At 47.7% G+C, this 16,689-nt stretch carries 20 protein-coding genes and 1 riboswitch; of the genes, 11 read left to right on the forward strand and 9 right to left on the reverse strand.

All coding sequences use genetic code 11. From position 1 onward, the window contains the following. Nucleotides 1–262: 262 nt before the first annotated feature. Nucleotides 263–685, forward strand: coding sequence for a metallothiol transferase FosB (gene fosB, locus AC2CGA_RS05435; RefSeq protein WP_101311915.1), 423 nt, complete (start codon nt 263–265; stop codon nt 683–685). Between the two features lie 108 nt (nt 686–793). On the opposite strand, the gene AC2CGA_RS05440 is transcribed toward fosB, so the two are convergent. Both AC2CGA_RS05440 and AC2CGA_RS05445 read right to left on the reverse strand, forming a co-directional pair. Further along, complete coding sequence (locus AC2CGA_RS05440) at nt 794–1,102, reverse strand: metal-sulfur cluster assembly factor (RefSeq protein WP_003155088.1); 309 nt, start codon at nt 1,100–1,102, stop codon at nt 794–796. Between the two features lie 62 nt (nt 1,103–1,164). Beyond that, nucleotides 1,165–1,932 (reverse strand): prolyl oligopeptidase family serine peptidase, encoded by a 768-nt coding sequence (locus AC2CGA_RS05445; RefSeq protein ID WP_007409140.1) that lies wholly within the window; start codon nt 1,930–1,932, stop codon nt 1,165–1,167. A 120-nt stretch (nt 1,933–2,052) separates the two neighbouring features. On the opposite strand from AC2CGA_RS05445, the gene AC2CGA_RS05450 reads away from it, so the two are divergent. From AC2CGA_RS05450 to AC2CGA_RS05460, 3 genes are all read left to right on the forward strand, one after another. Further along, nucleotides 2,053–2,865 (forward strand): Cof-type HAD-IIB family hydrolase, encoded by an 813-nt coding sequence (locus AC2CGA_RS05450; RefSeq protein WP_014304770.1) that lies wholly within the window; start codon nt 2,053–2,055, stop codon nt 2,863–2,865. An 85-nt stretch (nt 2,866–2,950) separates the two neighbouring features. Then, complete coding sequence (locus AC2CGA_RS05455) at nt 2,951–3,100, forward strand: hypothetical protein (protein ID WP_003155094.1); 150 nt, start codon at nt 2,951–2,953, stop codon at nt 3,098–3,100. Then, complete coding sequence (locus AC2CGA_RS05460; protein WP_003155097.1) at nt 3,100–3,297, forward strand: DUF3813 domain-containing protein; 198 nt, start codon at nt 3,100–3,102, stop codon at nt 3,295–3,297. The genes AC2CGA_RS05455 and AC2CGA_RS05460 overlap by 1 nt, the downstream gene beginning before the upstream one ends. A gap of 37 nt (nt 3,298–3,334) precedes the next feature. Here the strand turns inward: AC2CGA_RS05460 and AC2CGA_RS05465 are convergent, their stop codons facing one another. Together AC2CGA_RS05465 and AC2CGA_RS05470 are read right to left on the reverse strand one after the other, a co-directional pair. Continuing rightward, nucleotides 3,335–3,796, reverse strand: a complete 462-nt coding sequence (locus AC2CGA_RS05465) for a BsuPI-related putative proteinase inhibitor (RefSeq protein ID WP_095318145.1) — start codon at nt 3,794–3,796, stop codon at nt 3,335–3,337. 14 nt (nt 3,797–3,810) lie between these two features. Beyond that, entirely contained in the window at nt 3,811–4,653 is an 843-nt protein-coding gene (locus tag AC2CGA_RS05470) for a YitT family protein (protein ID WP_003155101.1), read from the reverse strand. Between the two features lie 125 nt (nt 4,654–4,778). On the opposite strand from AC2CGA_RS05470, the gene AC2CGA_RS05475 reads away from it, so the two are divergent. Further along, nucleotides 4,779–5,630, forward strand: a complete 852-nt coding sequence (locus tag AC2CGA_RS05475) for a DegV family protein (RefSeq protein WP_058905926.1) — start codon at nt 4,779–4,781, stop codon at nt 5,628–5,630. A gap of 48 nt (nt 5,631–5,678) precedes the next feature. Continuing rightward, entirely contained in the window at nt 5,679–5,801 is a 123-nt protein-coding gene (locus AC2CGA_RS05480) for a hypothetical protein (RefSeq protein ID WP_003155105.1), read from the forward strand. A gap of 60 nt (nt 5,802–5,861) precedes the next feature. On the opposite strand, the gene AC2CGA_RS05485 is transcribed toward AC2CGA_RS05480, so the two are convergent. The 3 genes from AC2CGA_RS05485 to AC2CGA_RS05495 all read right to left on the reverse strand — a co-directional run bounded on the left by AC2CGA_RS05485 (nt 5,862) and on the right by AC2CGA_RS05495 (nt 9,552). Next, nucleotides 5,862–7,511: a methyl-accepting chemotaxis protein gene (locus AC2CGA_RS05485; RefSeq protein ID WP_207119773.1), complete on the reverse strand. Its 1,650-nt coding sequence runs from the start codon at nt 7,509–7,511 to the stop codon at nt 5,862–5,864. Next, a complete protein-coding gene (locus tag AC2CGA_RS05490) occupies nt 7,508–8,485 on the reverse strand; it encodes a BMP family lipoprotein (RefSeq protein ID WP_327937837.1) in 978 nt (325 codons plus the stop codon). The genes AC2CGA_RS05485 and AC2CGA_RS05490 overlap by 4 nt, the downstream gene beginning before the upstream one ends. A gap of 170 nt (nt 8,486–8,655) precedes the next feature. Then, complete coding sequence (locus tag AC2CGA_RS05495) at nt 8,656–9,552, reverse strand: CvfB family protein (RefSeq protein WP_169539338.1); 897 nt, start codon at nt 9,550–9,552, stop codon at nt 8,656–8,658. A gap of 99 nt (nt 9,553–9,651) precedes the next feature. Here AC2CGA_RS05495 and AC2CGA_RS05500 point away from each other — a divergent pair, with 99 nt between their 5' ends. From AC2CGA_RS05500 to AC2CGA_RS05520, 5 genes are all read left to right on the forward strand, one after another. Next, on the forward strand, nt 9,652–10,143 hold the full coding sequence (locus AC2CGA_RS05500) for a YajQ family cyclic di-GMP-binding protein (RefSeq protein WP_003155112.1): 492 nt from the start codon (nt 9,652–9,654) through the stop codon (nt 10,141–10,143). 100 nt (nt 10,144–10,243) lie between these two features. Continuing rightward, nucleotides 10,244–10,366, forward strand: a riboswitch (SAM riboswitch). 89 nt (nt 10,367–10,455) lie between these two features. Then, entirely contained in the window at nt 10,456–12,297 is a 1,842-nt protein-coding gene (locus tag AC2CGA_RS05505; protein ID WP_484480144.1) for a bifunctional homocysteine S-methyltransferase/methylenetetrahydrofolate reductase, read from the forward strand. Between the two features lie 82 nt (nt 12,298–12,379). After that, the gene (locus AC2CGA_RS05510) at nt 12,380–12,820 is read left to right on the forward strand and encodes a GNAT family N-acetyltransferase (RefSeq protein WP_007409151.1); all 441 of its coding nucleotides are present in this window, start codon (nt 12,380–12,382) and stop codon (nt 12,818–12,820) included. Between the two features lie 234 nt (nt 12,821–13,054). Continuing rightward, the gene (locus AC2CGA_RS05515) at nt 13,055–13,681 is read left to right on the forward strand and encodes a pentapeptide repeat-containing protein (RefSeq protein WP_003155116.1); all 627 of its coding nucleotides are present in this window, start codon (nt 13,055–13,057) and stop codon (nt 13,679–13,681) included. A gap of 172 nt (nt 13,682–13,853) precedes the next feature. Beyond that, nucleotides 13,854–14,348, forward strand: coding sequence for a DinB family protein (locus tag AC2CGA_RS05520; RefSeq protein WP_043866973.1), 495 nt, complete (start codon nt 13,854–13,856; stop codon nt 14,346–14,348). 45 nt (nt 14,349–14,393) lie between these two features. Here AC2CGA_RS05520 and iolX read toward each other — a convergent pair whose 3' ends face one another. Then, on the reverse strand, nt 14,394–15,425 hold the full coding sequence (gene iolX / locus AC2CGA_RS05525) for a scyllo-inositol 2-dehydrogenase (protein ID WP_003155118.1): 1,032 nt from the start codon (nt 15,423–15,425) through the stop codon (nt 14,394–14,396). A 224-nt stretch (nt 15,426–15,649) separates the two neighbouring features. Beyond that, complete coding sequence (locus AC2CGA_RS05530; protein ID WP_003155119.1) at nt 15,650–16,675, reverse strand: LacI family DNA-binding transcriptional regulator; 1,026 nt, start codon at nt 16,673–16,675, stop codon at nt 15,650–15,652. Between the last annotated feature and the right edge of the window lie 14 nt (nt 16,676–16,689).

Raw genomic sequence — 16,689 nt, forward strand, 5'->3', positions numbered from 1 at the left:
AACCCCGAATGGCGGGAAACTTGGTTTTTTTAGTGACTTGCCCTTCTTTCCGCACGCCGGTCTGCAGCGACAAAGCAGACAAAACGGCGCCCGGCAGAATCATGTTTAGTACAGTTCAAAACGGTCATCCGGAAAACACCGGGCATAAAAAATACACAGAAATCCCTAAAAATGATTTTTTAGTCAGTATATAATCGATATATATGCAGATGTATTACCAAAGGGATTGTTTAAAACAAAGATGTTAAATGAGGTGGGGAAAATGAACATAAAAGGGATCAATCATCTTCTTTTTTCTGTTTCAGATTTGGAAAAATCCATAGAATTTTATGAGAAAGTATTTCATGCACAACTTCTGGTTAAAGGGCAAAAGACAGCATATTTTGATCTGAAAGGACTTTGGCTTGCACTTAACTTAGAGGCGGATATACCAAGAAATGAAATACATAAATCCTATACGCATACGGCCTTTACAATTGACCCAAAAGATTTTGATGCAATACTTCAAAGGTTAAAAAATCTAAATGTAAATATATTAAATGGGCGTCCTAGGGATAAGCAAGATCAAAAGTCAATTTATTTTACTGATCCCGATGGACATAAATTTGAATTCCGCACAGGTACACTCCAGGACAGACTGTCCTATTACAAAAAAGATAAACCTCATATGAAATTTTATATATAAAGGTTTGTTTGCAATCCAAAACAAGCCCTCACTGTCGCTTATATGCAGACAAAAGAAAAGCACCTCCAAACTTTAGGATGTACCTAAAATCCGGGGTGCATTTTCTTATTACTGAATCCCTAATGCGATTTTTGCGTAGCGTGACATTTTGTCTCTTGTCCACGGCGGATTCCAGACGATGTGGACCTCCGTCTCTTTTACATCCGGAATGTCGGCGAGCGCTTTTTTCACCTCGTCGACGATGATCGGAGCGAGCGGGCACCCCATTGATGTCAGTGTCATCGTAACGTGCGTCAGGCCGTCGTCATCCATATCAACGTCGTATACAAGGCCGAGATTGACGATATCGACGCCGAGCTCAGGGTCAACAACCTGCTCCAAGGCGCCCATGATGTTTTCTTTTAATGCTTCTTCCACGTTCCATCACTCCTTTTTCCTCAGTATAACGCAAAAGCGGCTTTTGTTAACACCTTTGTGCTTTATAAATGCTTATCGAACCAGGCGACGGTTTCTAAAACGGCGTATCTCGGGACTTTATGATCAGCCCGTTCGTCTTTCAGAAACTGAAGATGGTCGGGCCGGCTGCTGTAATGAGGTTTAATCGTTTCATAAAAGCCGCGGGTCGGTGCATACGGAACGACTTTGTCTTGAACGCCGTGCCAGAACAGCAGCGGGCGGCTGCGGAGTTTTTCCGGTTCCAGACTGAGGTCGAACGGTTTGAGCCGCGCAAACAGTTCATCGACCTGTTCTTTTGTGACGTCAATGTCGATGTCCTGCTTTTGAATGTGGTCAATCTGCTGCTGAAAAAATGCCGTATAGTTCGGACTTCCCATCAGACTGACGCCGGCTTTGACCCAATCATACGCAGCCATCGCGCCGAATGTCGTAATTCCGCCCATTGACGTCCCCGCAAGACCGATCCGCCCGTCTTCAATCAGACCGCGCGCTTCAAAATCCTTTTTCAGCACGTCAAGCTCCTCGATTTCATTTAAGACAATGTCCCAAAAATGGACGGCGAGCTCTTCTGCTGACAGCTGTTCAGCGCGTTCACCGTGGTAAAGAGCTTCCGGCAGCACGGCTCTGAAACCCTTTTCAGCAAGCAGGTAAGCGAAATGAAGATTATGCTCCTTCGCGCTTGTAAAACCGTGAATAAAGAAAACAAGGGGAGCGGGACGGTCCCGATTTTCTTCTTTTACAATATGTAAAAACGGAATGCCTGATACGGTTTGATGATCAATAAGAATCACGTTGACTCCCTCCTTAGGATAACCATAATCATAAGTGTAACATGTAGACAATAAAGATGGTAAAAAGCTACACTGTACATAAGAGAAAAACAGCAAATTATATGACAAAAGGAGTTATTTATGGAGACAAAACCTTACCTCATCGCCTTAGATCTGGATGGAACCTTATTAAAAGATGATAAAACCATTTCCCCTGAAACGGCACGGACGATTCAGACGCTGAAAGAAGCGGGCCATCATGTCTGCATCTCAACCGGCCGCCCTTTCCGTTCCAGTTCGATGTATTATGACGAGCTTGGGCTGACAACGCCGATTGTCAATTTTAACGGAGCGTTTGTCCACCACCCGAAAGACGAGTCATGGGGACGATACCACACGTCTTTATCTGTCGATGTGGTCAGACAGCTTGCCGAACTTACAGAGACCTACCAAATACATAATGTGCTCGCTGAGATCATTGATGATGTGTACTTCCATTATCATGATGAGCATTTAATTGAGGCGTTTCATATGAATACGGCGAATGTCACATTCGGCGATCTGCGCGAAACGGTCCAAGAGGATGTGACGTCCGTATTGATTCACGCGAAGGAAGAGGACGTCGCGGACATACGCGCGCATTTATCCGATGTGCACGCCGAGGTCATTGACCACAGAAGATGGGCGGCTCCTTGGCATGTGATTGAAATTATTAAACACGGGATGAATAAAGCGGTCGGCCTGAAGAAAATCAGCGACTATTACCAAGTGCCGAGAGAACGGATCATCGCGTTCGGCGACGAAGACAACGATCTTGAAATGCTTCGATTTGCCGGGTGCGGCGTAGCGATGGAAAACGGCACGGATGAAGTCAAACAGGCCGCCGATCGCGTCACGGGTTCAAATGAAGCGGACGGAATCGCCGATTTTTTAAAATCCTATTTCTCCCTGTGAGGTTTTCCCGCTCATAACACAAAGCCTTCCGCCCATACTAAAACAGACGACTCATCTCGTCTAAATATGGAAGGGGGACATTGCAATGGGTAAACGAAACAAATCAAAACGGTTTATTCAGCAAGGCAAGGACTCTGTCAGTCTTCATGACGCAAGATTTCCATATCGGTCTACATTAGAGGAAGCACAGCATGATGCAGCAAAAGATTCGGCTGAAAGGCAGGTTGACTTTTAATGAGAAACGAACTGTTTTCTCAAGCCAAGTCATTTGTCCAGCAGGCCGTCATGATTGCTAACGGTTTCGAGGACGGCGACCAGGAAAAAGCTGTCTCACGCGCCAAAAATGCCGTGTCTTCCGCGTACGCCAATTCGACGGATGCAGAACGTCAGCAGCTGCACCAATTTCAGGATCAGCTGGAGAAATTGCAATAAAAAAAGGCGCCCCGTTTGAGATGAGGGCGCCGCTTTTTTATTTTACTTCAAATGTTTTTACCGTTTTCAGTCTTTTTCCGATCTGATCGGACTTCCCTAAAAACGTCACCCTCACCGTGTATGTTCCCGGACCGGGCACGTTCTTCCACACATCTGAAAAGTCATACGTTTCATTCGGCATTAAGGTCACGGTCTGAAACGCCTGGGTAAACATTTTGTCTTTTGAATAGCGGTACAGTTCTTTGTGATGTTGGTCATGTACGGTCAGTTCGAATTTCTGCCCTGAGCTGAATGTGAAATCGATCGGGCTTTCGCTTTTGTTTTTTAAAGACATTTGAAATTCGATCTGCTGATCTGTCTGCACAGGATTTACGGCTAATTCCGCTTGCTGTTCATTCATCTCTCCGGATACCTCCTCAGCGGGCTCCTTCTGCCCGGATTGACTGCTGCATCCGATCAATAAAATGACCGGTAATAACAGGCCAAACAGCCACTTCATTCTATCCGCTCCTATCAGTCTTTTCTGAAGAAACCAAAGATCCCCGTCGTTTGCACGATGTTTGTGAAGGCTTTCGGGTCGACTTCTTTCACGATTTTCTCAAGGTCATACAATTCGTACCGCGTGATGACGATGATCATCATTTCTTTCTGTTCGTTTGTGTAAGCGCCTTTTGCCGGCACCGTCGTAATGCCTCGGACCATTTTCCCGTAAATCGCTTCTTTGATTTCATCAGCTTTTTTTGTAACGATCATGGCGGTCAGTTTCATGTGGCGCGTGTGAATGGCGTCAATCACCCTTGTTGTGACATACAGAGCGACAAGGGTATATAATGCTTTCTCCCATCCTTGCAATAATCCTGCCGTCAAAATGATAATCCCGTTCAAAATGAAGAAATATGTGCCGACCGGTTTATCCTTCCATTTGGCCAGCACCATCGACACGATATCAAGACCGCCTGTCGAAGCGCCGAATTTCAGCGTTAAACCGATGCCGATAGCTGAGATGACTCCTCCGAATACGGTATTCAGAAGAATATCGTGTGACAGTCTCATTTCCGGGAGAATCCCCATAAAGACGGACGTCAGCGCTACGCTTAATATGCTGTACACGGTGAATGATCTGCCGACTTTCAGCCACCCTAACACACCGATGGGAATGTTTAAGAGGAACATGAGAACTCCTGTCGAAATATAAAAGGGGGCGTATTGATCAACGACGCTTGACAGCAGCTGGGCGACACCGGTAAAACCGCTGGCATATACATTCGCCGGTATCAGGAATAAATTCAGTCCCGCCGCATACAGAAACGCGCCGATGACGACGATTGCTAATTTTTTTACTTGTTCTAGTACCATGGCTTGCTCCTCCGCTCATTTTCATTATTAGCTTTTCCCTTAAAATAAAGTTTTGAACACTATTTTGCCAAATTTATATGATATAGTTGGCATCACTCTCACCAACCGGAAAGAAGGGAATTATGATGACAGTTCACCTTATTGCTGACAGCGCCTCTGACCTGCCGAAATCTTATATTGAAGAAAACCGGATCGGGTTCATTCCGCTGCACGTAACACTTGACGGAAACGAATATGAGGACGCGGTCACCATTCAGGCGGATCATATCTTTCAAGCGATGCGGGACGGGAAAGTTCCGAAAACATCCCAGGCATCACCGGATACGATAAAAAAAGTATTTTTACAATACGCGGAACTGGGAGAACCGGCGATATACATCGCCTTTTCCTCAGGTCTTTCCGGCACCTATCAGACGGCCGTAATGATCGCCAATGAAGTAAAAGAGGAATTTCCCGATTTTGATTTACGGATTGTAGATTCCAAATGCGCTTCACTGGGCTGCGGCCTCGCGGTGATGCACGCGCAAACACTCTGTGTTAACGGGAATACAATACAAGAAATCGAAACGTCTGTAAAGAACTTTTGCGCACGGATGAAACATATATTTACGGTCGATGACGTCGCCTATCTCGCGCGGGGCGGCAGAATTTCAAAAACGTCCGCTTTTGTCGGGGGGCTTTTGAACATCAAACCGATTCTGCATGTGGATGACGGCAGGCTCGTGCCGCTCGAAAAATTGCGCGGACAGAAGAAACTGTTTAAACGGATTATAGAAATGATGAAGGAAGAAGGCGGCGATTGGGCGGATCAAACCGTGGGAATCAGCTATGCAGATAATGAAGAGACGGCGATTGGGATGAAGGAAATGATTGAAGAAGCGTTCCATCCGAAAGAAATCATTCTTCATTCAATCAGCTCTGCGATCGGCGCCCACTCCGGGCCGGGCACGCTCGCGATTTTTTTCCTGAAGCCATAATTTCAATGCGGGCGGGCATCCTAACGGACAGAAGGGAGGCTTTGCCGCATGAAAGATGATGACAAAAAACCGTTGGACAATAACGCCGTAAATCAGAAAAAGAACCGGCTTGCCGAAAAAAACCGGCAGGCGGGAAAAAACCAGAATTCCAAAAAACCGGACCATCTGTAAAAGGAAAACAGCCCTCTTGTCTTAGAAGAAAGAGGGCTGTTTTTTGCGCACGGATGTCTGTTACAAAGTAAACCGGCGGACCTGATCGTTTAACCGCTCTGTCAGGCTCACCAGATTATTGACGCTTTCCGCCATTTTATGAAAAGAAGACAGCTGCTCAAGCGCGGAGGCAGAAATCTCTTCGCTTCCTGCAGCCGTTTCCTGAACGACGGCGCTGATGCTTTCGGCATGATGCAGCACTTGCTCACCAAGCTGTTTCGATTCGATGATCCGTCCGTCCAATTGAGTAAGCTCCGCCTTAATATGGGCGGCTTTTTGTTCAATATGGGCGAATGATTCTGACGTTTTCTCCATCAGCTCCTGCTGTCTGTCCGCTAAAGCGACGCCGGTCGTGACAGCTCCGGTAATAGATGTGATGCCGTCTTCAATTTGCTTTACCATATCGAAAATCTGCGCGGTCGCTTTGGCTGATCCGTCTGCGAGCTTCCGTATCTCCTCGGCAACGACGGCAAATCCTTTTCCGGCCTCGCCTGCTCTGGCCGCCTCGATTGCGGCGTTTAAGGACAGCAGATTGGTCTGGCCCGCAATGTCGGAAACGGTCTGCGCCATCATACTGATGCCTGCCGCATGCTCTATGAAGAGATCGGCGGCTTCGGAAATCTCTTTTGATGTCTCATTGCTTTTATCAATGGCTTGCTTGGTCTCGGCTAAAGCACCTCGCCCCGCAGCCACCGCCGCAATCGTCTCTTCGCTGCTTCTCGTCGTTTGTTTGGAACGTTCGGCGTTCGCCTTTGAATGTTCATCCATTTGTTCAATGAATTGCACCGCATGCTGCAGATCTTCTGAAATGGTTTGGGAGCCTTGCGCCATTTCTTCCGTCGATACGGACACCTGCTCGGTCATGTCCTTCAGCGTCTGGTTTTCCTTCGTCAAACCTTCCGCAAAAGTCTCGACTTCACGGCCGACCTCTCCGATCGCCTGAATTAAGGTGCGGAGCTGTTCAGCCATCATTCCGAATGAGTCATTCAGCTCTTTCAGTTCGTCCTTCCCTTTATAATCAAGCATTTCAACGGCAAGGTTCCCCGCTGCAATACGACGGGCATTTTCAGCCATGCGGCGGATCGGCCCTGCAATTCTCTTCGTCAGCCTGATGGAAGATATGACGGTGACAGCAAGTATCACGATGGTCAGCACGGCTGCGCTGTAAACGATAAACTGAATCTGGTCAGCCGTCTGCTTCTGCATGTCTTCATAGTGATCCCGGCTTTTCAGATTCAGCATATAAATATCATTCAGAAGACCGTTGATGCGGGCCGCCGTCCTTGTCGCTTCAGCCGGGCTTTTCGAATCAAGAGCAGCGTCCGCCTCCGCCTGCCACGATTCGTATTTTTTGGCGAGTTTGTCATAAGCGGCTTTGTCCGCATCGTCCGTCATCGTTTTTTTGAGCGCCGCCAGTTTGTTTGAGCTGCTTTTCATATAGCTTTGTACATCTTCTTTCTGGGCGTCTGCGAGCGTATAGGAATAGCCGGTGATGCTTTCTTTTAACGTATTAAGGTCGGCTTTTGCTTCCTGGACGTTTAACAGCGCGTCCACTTCATCTTCATTTGAAGCCTGAATCTTCATCATGTTTACGATGGTAAAGCCGATGACGGCGGCGAAGCAAATCATCGTAACGGCTGCGTTAACGAGCAGCCTTGTCCGTAATGTCACTTCAGATCGCCTCCTTTTTCAATCAGACTGTTTTTCATATCCGTGATCTTTTTCGTCAGCCCGCCTGCGTTTTTGACAACTCTGATCTTGGCTAAGTCCATGCCGTTTTCCTTCAGTCCGTAAACGATCTCACCGCTTTTGATCTCCTTGTTGTCTTTTAAATCTTTCGCCAATTCATAGATGACATGGTCGACGTTTTTCACTAAAGAAGAGATAACGGCGTGCTCGGCGGTGTAATATTGATCGCTGTCAACACCGATGGCGTATACTTTTCGCGCCTCCGCTTCTTTCAGTGCGCCGACACCCGTGAAGCCGGCCGCCGTAAACAGGACATCGGCTTTTTTTCGGATCATGTTTTGGGCGATGCGTTTCCCGAGCTTATCATCATCAAACGTACCGCTGATTTCCGACAGCACGCGGATGTTCGGTTTGACTGATTCCGCGCCTTTCAGATAGCCTTTCTTAAACCGTTTAATGACATCGGCATCTGAACCGCCGATAAATCCGATCGTGCCGGTTTTGCTCGTCATAGCCGCGAGCGCTCCGGCTAAGAAGCTTCCTTCATCCTCTTTAAACGTGACGGAGGTGACATTATCCAGGTCTGATACAGAATCAATCAGCACAAACCGCTGCTTCGGATATTTTTTGGCGACCTTTTCTAAATCCGCCTGCATGCTGTAACCGAGCCCCACAACAAGATCATTGCCTTCCCGGACAAGCTGGGTCAGTCCTTTTTCGTACGTATCGGTGTCTTTTATTTCTCTGTAATCAAATGTGATGCCGAGCTCGTCTCTTGCTTTCATCAAACCTTGAAAGCCAGAATCATTAAATGATTGGTCGCCGAGGCCGTTGTCTGTCAGCATGATGCCGATTGTTTTCGTTTTTTCAGCCGCCGCCCCCTCGGATTTGCCGGCACATCCCGCCGTGCTGAGCGCAAGCAGCAGTACAGCCGCAAATATCGCCATTTTTCTCATTGAAACTCTCCTTTTGTTTTTTTCTATAGTTATATATCGGTTCGGATGTCAGAATATTTTATTTCAATAAAATATGTATGTTCGGCAGGGTGATAAACAAATGAGGGCATAGAAGCTTTTGAGAAAATAAAAAACACCGGTTTTGGTTCACCGATGTTTTTGCAGAAAATTTATTGTTTTTCGTATGTCCAGCCGTCTTTCTGATACACTTTGCCGTTTTTCATCAGGTGCCCGAGCGCCCGCTTAAAGGCGGCTTTGCTTAAATGAAACCGTTCGCGGATATCGTCAGGATCGCTTTTGTCTCCGTAAGGCATCGCGCCGTTTCTTGATCTCAGATAGGTCAGAATCTCCTCCGCGTCAACCGAAAGCGCATCCTGCTTTCTCGGCAGCAGGGACATGTTGACGGAGCCGTCTTCCTTCACCTCGATGACACGCCCCGTCACGCGGCTGCCGAGTCTCGGCTCTTCTTTTCTTTCTGAAGGGTGAATAAACGCGCGGATGCCTTCATCGGTAATCAGAAAAGAGCCTGATGCGATCAGTCTGTACACCGTGCCTGTCAGGTCTTTATTCATGACGTCTTCCTCTGCATCCGTAAATAATTCACTGATGATATCCTCAGGCGCCGGCTTGGCAAACATGCGTCCGCGGCTTGTCACCTTCAGCATGCAATACAGTCTGTCGCCTTTTTGCGGCCAGACGGATTTGTACGGAGGCAGGTGCTCCGTTGCGACGAGCGCGTCTTTTGACAGACCGACGTCGACGAATACGCCCATATCCTCCACAGCGTCCGTCACTTCCACCCATCCGTAGTCATAAAAGCTGATGAGCGGCTTTTTCATCGTCGCCGCGAGTCTTTCCTGATGATCGACGTAAATAAATACGTCCACTTCATCTCTGTCTTCAATATCCTCTGTAATTTCACTGTTATGTAAAAGAACCGTATCCTCGCCGTCGGTTAAAAAATAACCGAAATCGGTTTGATGATCTATACTAAGCGTGAGCTGCTGCCCTGGTCTCATGTTATCGTCCTTCCTGATTCGCCCGTATGGGGCTGATGTTTTTCTCATTTTTTCCAATATGCATAAATTCATGCTTTATGCAGTTGGACATTTCTCTTTATTCTACTATAATCAACTCATAAGTGAAATGTTATAGGAGGTTTTCTCATGGCAAAAGAAAGTTCTTTTGATATTGTATCCAAAGTTGAATTTCCCGAAGTGCAGAATGCGATTCAGATGACGCTGAAAGAAATCGGCACGCGCTATGACTTTAAAGGATCTAAAAGCGATGTAACTTTAGAAAAGGAAGAACTTGTCCTGATTTCTGATGACGAGTTTAAACTGAATCAGCTCAAAGATGTGCTGAGCGGCAAGCTGATCAAACGGGACGTGCCGACGAAAAACATTGAATACGGCAAAATCGAAAATGCCTCAGGGGGCACGGTGCGCCAGCGCGCGAAGCTTGTACAGGGCATTGATAAAGACAGCGCCAAAAAAATCAACGCGGTGATTAAAAACTCCGGCTTGAAGGTAAAGTCGCAGATTCAGGACGACCAAGTGCGCGTCACCGGAAAAAATAAAGATGATCTGCAGCAGATTATTGCAGCCGTCCGCGGGGCAGACCTGCCGATTGACGTTCAATTTATTAATTTTAGATAAATTATGTGATTCCTATTGATTATTGTCTCTATTTTCGGTAAATTTGGAGAAAGGGATTTTCACAGTTAAGTTTTGGAAACCCATGACAATTACATGAACGTTCTTATCAAGAGAAGCCGAGGGACTGGCCCGACGACGCTTCAGCAACCGGTGTAATGGTTTAACCCAAACCATGACCAAGGTGCTAAATCCAGCAAGCTAAAAACAGCTTGGAAGATAAGAAGAGAGACAAATGATTACAGAGTCTTCTTCTTAAGAAGACTTTTTTTATTTCTCTTTTTTCCTTGCTGAATGTGACGAAGGAGGCAAACAATGGGACTATTACAAGACTTAAAAGAACGGATTTTAATCGGAGACGGCGCGATGGGCACTCTCCTCTATTCCTACGGCATTGACAGATGTTTTGAGGAACTGAACGTATCAAAGCCCGAGGAAATCAAGCGGATACATAAGGCTTACGTGGAAGCCGGGGCAGACATCATCCAGACAAATACGTACGGCGCGAATTTTATTAAGCTCTCAAGATACGGACTTGAGGATGAAACGAAAAAAATCAATCAGGAGGCGGTCAGAATCGCGCGCGCTTCCTCAGACGGCGCTTATGTATTGGGAACGATGGGCGGCATCCGCACATTTAACAAAAACGCCTACAGCCTGGAGGAGATTAAACGCAGCTTTCGGGAGCAGCTTTATTTATTGCTTTACGAAGAGCCGGACGGTCTGCTCCTGGAAACATACTATGATTTAGAAGAGGCGCGCGAAGTGCTGAAGATAGCGAGAAAAGAAACGGAACTTCCGATTATGCTGAACGTATCCATGCACGAACAGGGCGTGCTGCAGGACGGAACGCCGCTTCGGGAAGCCCTCAGGTCAATTGCCGATCTCGGCGCTGACATAACGGGAATCAATTGCCGGCTCGGCCCGTACCACATGATTGAAGCGCTCACCGAAGTGCCGATATTCCGTGACGCTTATTTATCGGTCTATCCGAACAGCAGCCTCCCGTCTTTAGAAGAAGGCCGGCTTGTTTATGATACGGACGATGCCTATTTCCGGGAGAGCGCCGTACAGTTCCGCACTCAGGGCGCGCGCATTATCGGCGGCTGCTGCGGTACGACGCCAAACCATATCAGAGCCATGGCTGAAGCGGTCCGCGGACTTTCTCCCGTCACTGATAAAGAAGTGAAAATCAGACGGGAAGAAGAAGTCATCTCCGTCCGGAATGAACGGACCGAGCCGGGTTTAAACGAAATCGCCGCTCAAAAACGGTCAATTATCGTAGAGCTTGATCCGCCGAAAAAATTGAATTTTGACAAATTTCTGCAAGCGGCGGCTGAATTAAAAGAAACCGGCATAGAAGCGCTGACGCTCGCCGACAATTCATTGGCGACACCGCGGATCAGCAATGCCGCCTGCGGTTCATTGCTGAAAGAACGCCTTGATATCCGTTCTCTCGTTCACATTACATGCAGAGACCGCAACATCATCGGCCTTCAGTCACATTTAATGGGGCTGGATACGCTCGGGCTTACCGACATTTTAGCCATCACGGGCGATCCTTCAAAAATCGGCGACTTTCCGGGGGCTACCTCCGTCTATGATTTAACGTCCTTTGACTTGATCAGGCTGATTAAACAATTCAACGAGGGCATTTCTTTATCAGGGAAACCGCTCGGCAAGAAAACGAACTTTTCCGTAGCCGGAGCATTTAATCCGAATGTCCGCCATCTTGATAAAGCGGTAAAACGGCTGGAGAAAAAAATCGAGTGCGGAGCTGACTACTTCGTGTCCCAGCCTGTCTACTCGGAGCAGCAGCTCATTGACATTCATCATGAAACGAAACATCTCAAAACACCGGTGTATATCGGAATTATGCCGTTAACGAGCAGCCGCAACGCAGAGTTCATTCATCATGAAATCCCGGGCATTAAGCTGTCAGACAGCATCCGGGAAAAAATGGCGCTCGCCGGCGAAGACAAGCAAAAGCAGAAAACCGAAGGCCTCGCCATCGCCAAGTCGCTTCTCGACACGGCGTGCGAACTGTTTAACGGAATTTATTTAATCACCCCGTTTCTCCGTTCTGATTTGACATCAGAACTTGCAGCTTATATTAAGCAAAAGGATGAAAAGCGGGCTGATGTATATTTGCATTGACGCGGAAGAGGCCGCCTGATATGACAGGCGGCTTTTTCATGGTACGATACAGAAAAAGAATCAAGCAAAGGAGGATTTTTTCATGGTTGAAGTAAAACCCATCACCGCAGAAGACACATACGCGATCAGACACAGCGTGCTGCGCCCCCATCAGACGATTGAGGATTGTAAATATGATCAGGACAGCGTCAAAGGAGCATTTCATCTCGGAGGTTTTTACGACGGGACATTGATCAGCATCGCTTCTTTCTACCCGCAGAACCAGCAGGCTTTACAGGCGGCGCCCGCCTACCAGCTGCGCGGCATGGCAACGCTTGAAGAATACCGGACGCAAAAAGCGGGAAGCACGTTAATCGCCTATGCGGAACGAAAACTGGCAGATATGGGGGCGGCGCTTGTCTGGTGCAACGCCAGATGTCACGTGAAGGGATATTACGAAAAGCTCGGCTGGAAAAGCACGGGCAGCCCCTTTGACATACCCGGCATCGGCCCGCATGTGATCATGTATAAAGAACTCGCCTGAAACAGACAAAAGCCCTTGGCATCCCTTATAAGGGCTTTGTTTTGTTATCTTTCGGCGTGCCGGATGAGTTCAAACGAAATGAAGCTTTTATAAGCGCCGCTATTGACGCGATCCCGCTTTGATATTACCCTTTGTTCAGTAAGCAACACGCAATTCGGCAAGGGTGGGCAGGGGCGAAAACGATATCTGCCAATTGCCGATTTCAGCTATTATGTTTAGAAAAGGGAGTATGAGATGAATACGATCCAAAAACCGAAAATCCCGAAAGAATTGCCGGTGCTTTCTTTCACTGAAGCGCTTCAGGATGAGGAGCTCAAAGAAGTCATCATTGAAAACGGCATCGTAAACGGCAAACTGGACGGCCTGCGCGCCGAAAAAGTCATTTTCAGAAACACCGTTTTTACGGATGTCTCTTTCAGACATATGGAATGTACGGATGTCCTGTTTGACAAATGTGATGTCTCAAACGCTGATTTCAGCGGAAGCATCATCCATAGAACGGCGTTTCAGCATTCAAAACTTCTCGGCTTGAATCTGGCGGATTCCGCCATGCGTCATGTACGGTTTGAAGACTGCCTCGCAAATTACAGCTCCTTCAGCTATTCCAATATGAAGCATGTCCGTATTGACTCGTGCGGCCTTTCAGAAAGTGAGTGGAATGATGCCGTTCTTGAATACACAGATCTTGACGTCTGTGATTTGAACGGCGCAAACTTCATCGGCACGTCTCTTTTTAATATGGATATCAGCACGTGCACATTTGATCATCTGCACGTCTCGCTTGATAAGCTGAAAGGATGCCGCATCTCTCCGTCTCATGCCGTTACATTCGCAGAAGCGCTCGGCGCCATCGTGACGTAATCTTTTATTAAACGAAACCGCGGATACAGGCGGCCGGCTCCTCGGCATCCTGAATCAATGCTCGGCATTGGTGATGTGGGGTGCTGCTTTTTATTTTGCGGCGCTTTTGTTTCGATAAAAGGAATTCGGCCAGGTCATGTTGAATGTACCGGAAGGAAGAGGGGGAATTGGAATGTCAGACATTTTAAAGCTGTATCACTACCACAGATGGGCCAATGAGCAAGTTATTCAGCATCTGAAGACCCTGCCCGCGGCAAGCTTACAGCAGGAACTGGATAGTGTTTTTCCGACTTTGAACGCCGTGCTTGTGCATATATGCCGGGCTGATTACATTTGGCTTCACGTGCTTTACGGAGAAACTTACGAACAAATCGTCTCGCAGTTTGATCAATTTGAAAAGCTTGACGGAGATTTTGAGGCGATTGAACATAGAATGACTGAACTGGACAAAGAATACAGCGAATTTTTAAGAGAATCGGAGAACATGGAAGGCCCGATCTCCATTTCTCATCCGCGCATGGGAACGCTTCGGACGACATATGCCGATGTGATCCGGCATATTGTGAATCACGGCACATACCATCGCGGCAATATAAGCGCGATGCTTCACCAAATGGGCTATAAAGGCGTGCCGACTGACTACATTTTTTTCTCATATGAATCATAAAAAAGCAAAGGCATGCCGGGCCTTTGCTTTTTTACTTCGAATCTATCATAATCCGGCATAGCCGGGGGCGCCCGGGGTAAGCTTTACAGGCCTTCCGGTTTTAAAAGATTCCGTCGCGGCGATCCCGATTTTTAAGTTAATCGCGGCATCGATGTCTGTCACAATCGGCGTTTCCCCTTTTTTCACACATTCGGCAAAGTGCTCAAGCTCCAGACGGTAAGCGTCTTTAAAGCGGGCTTGAAAATCCGGAATAATTTCGTAGCTGCTGCCTGACTCCGTTAAAATGGTGACATGGCTTTTCCGCAGCGTGCCGACTAAAATGCTTCCCTCCGTCCCGATAATTTCCGCGCGGATGTCATGGCCGTACGGAGAATTTCGGCTTGCCTCCACATCGCCGGCCGCGCCCGAATCAAACTCAAGATATGTTAATGCCTGATCGACATCGCCGCACTCCTCCATGAACGGGTGCTTTAAAATCCTCCCGTGCCCGCTGACAGACGTAACCTCGGCATTCATGAGATATCTCGCGATGTCGTAATCATGAATCGAGCAGTCAATGAAAAGCCCTCCGCTATGTTTGATAAATTCCGCGGGCGGTGCGCCTTGATCTCTTGTAAATCCTTTATAATAAATGGGTCTGCCGATTTCCCCGGCGTCGATTCTTCTTTTCGCGTCGGCGTATGCCGGATCAAACCGCCTCATAAAACCGACCTGGCAGATGACGTCCGTTTCTTCGATTTTTTTCATGACTTTTATCGATTCCTCAAGACTCAGGGTGAGCGGCTTTTCAACAAAGATGTGCTTGCCGTTTTCAGCCGCCTTCATGATCATTTCCGCATGTGTGCTTGTCGGCGTGACAATGATGACGGCGTCAATCGTGAGATCTTCCAGCAGTTCATACGGATTCTCCGTCCATTTGGCAATTCCTAATTCTTTCGCACACGCTTCCGCCTTCCCCTTCATCGGGTCACAGACGGCCGCAAGCTCGGCTCCCCGCACTTCGCCGGCTAAATGCTTCGCATGAAAATACCCTAATCGTCCTAATCCCAGCACCGCACACCTGACTTGATCTGTCATCTATCACCGCTCCTTTTTCTTGAGGCCGCATGCCGTAATGGCGCAAGCGGTTTCTCTTATTAAACAGAAATCATTATTTTGAAAGCGCTTTATTTACAACTCAAGCTGTTTGCTTTCTTTGCTTGCAATCCGCAGTATTTGCGCAAGCGCTTTCTCAAAAGCTGTTTTAATTTTACAATGCTTTTCGCTCGTTTGACAATGTTTTTCACAGAAAAAAACGCGCCTTATCGCTGAGGGCGCGTTTTTACCGGTGCCGTAGAATGCCTGATGACGAGTTCCGGAGATAAAATGATTTTGCTTTTTGTTTTTTTCTTCCCTTGAATCTCATCAATGAGAAGTTCAACGACACGCCGCCCCATTTCGCGGATCGGCTGAGAAATCGTCGTGAGCGGCGGTGCCGTCATTTCAGCGAGAATGGTATTGTCAAAGCCGATGACGGACAAGTCTTCCGGCACCCGAATGCCCCGGGAACGCGCCGCCTGTATCGCCGCACATGACAAGACATCATTAAAGGCGAAAACGGCGGTCGGAAGGTCTCTGTCAAACAGCTCGCCCGCTGCCTGTTTTCCGCTTTCCAGCGAATATTCCGTCGGTATGATCAGCGATTCATCTAGTGTCATCCCCGCTTCCCGCATCGCTTTTTGAAAACCTTTGATTCTGTCTCTTTCACCCGTGGTCGAACCGTTTCCGACGATACAGGCGATTCTTTCATGGCCTAAAGATATGAGATGCTCAGCCGCCGTATAGCCGCCGAGAAAGTCATCGATAATGACGACGTCCATCGGCGCGAGCGGTTTATCCTGCGTAATCATCGCAAGCGGGATGCCCGATTTCACAATATCATCAAGCGCCGTGACGCTGTCATCATGATCAAGTCCCGTCGCGAATATAATGCCGTCCGCCTGCTTCTGCCGCAGCATCGAAAAATACTTCGTTTCTTTTTCAGGCTGATAATCGGTGCTGCAGATAATGATATGAAACCCAAGTACACCGGCGCTGTCTTCAATGCTTTTCGCCAGTTCCCCGAAAAACGGGTTTGAAATGTCCGGGGTGATCAGGCCGATCATATTCGTCTTTTTGCCCGTCAAAGCGGATGCGTGAACATTCGGATGATAGTCCATCTCCTCCATGACACGGAGCACCATCCGGCGGGTTTTGTCACTGATCCTCCCCGTATTGTTGATGACCCGCGAGACGGTCGAGATGGAGACGCCCGCTTTTTCGGCCACGTCGTAAATTGTCATTTTCATGCTTACCGATCCCT

The organism is Bacillus sp. SYZHCR11, assembly GCF_057196865.1.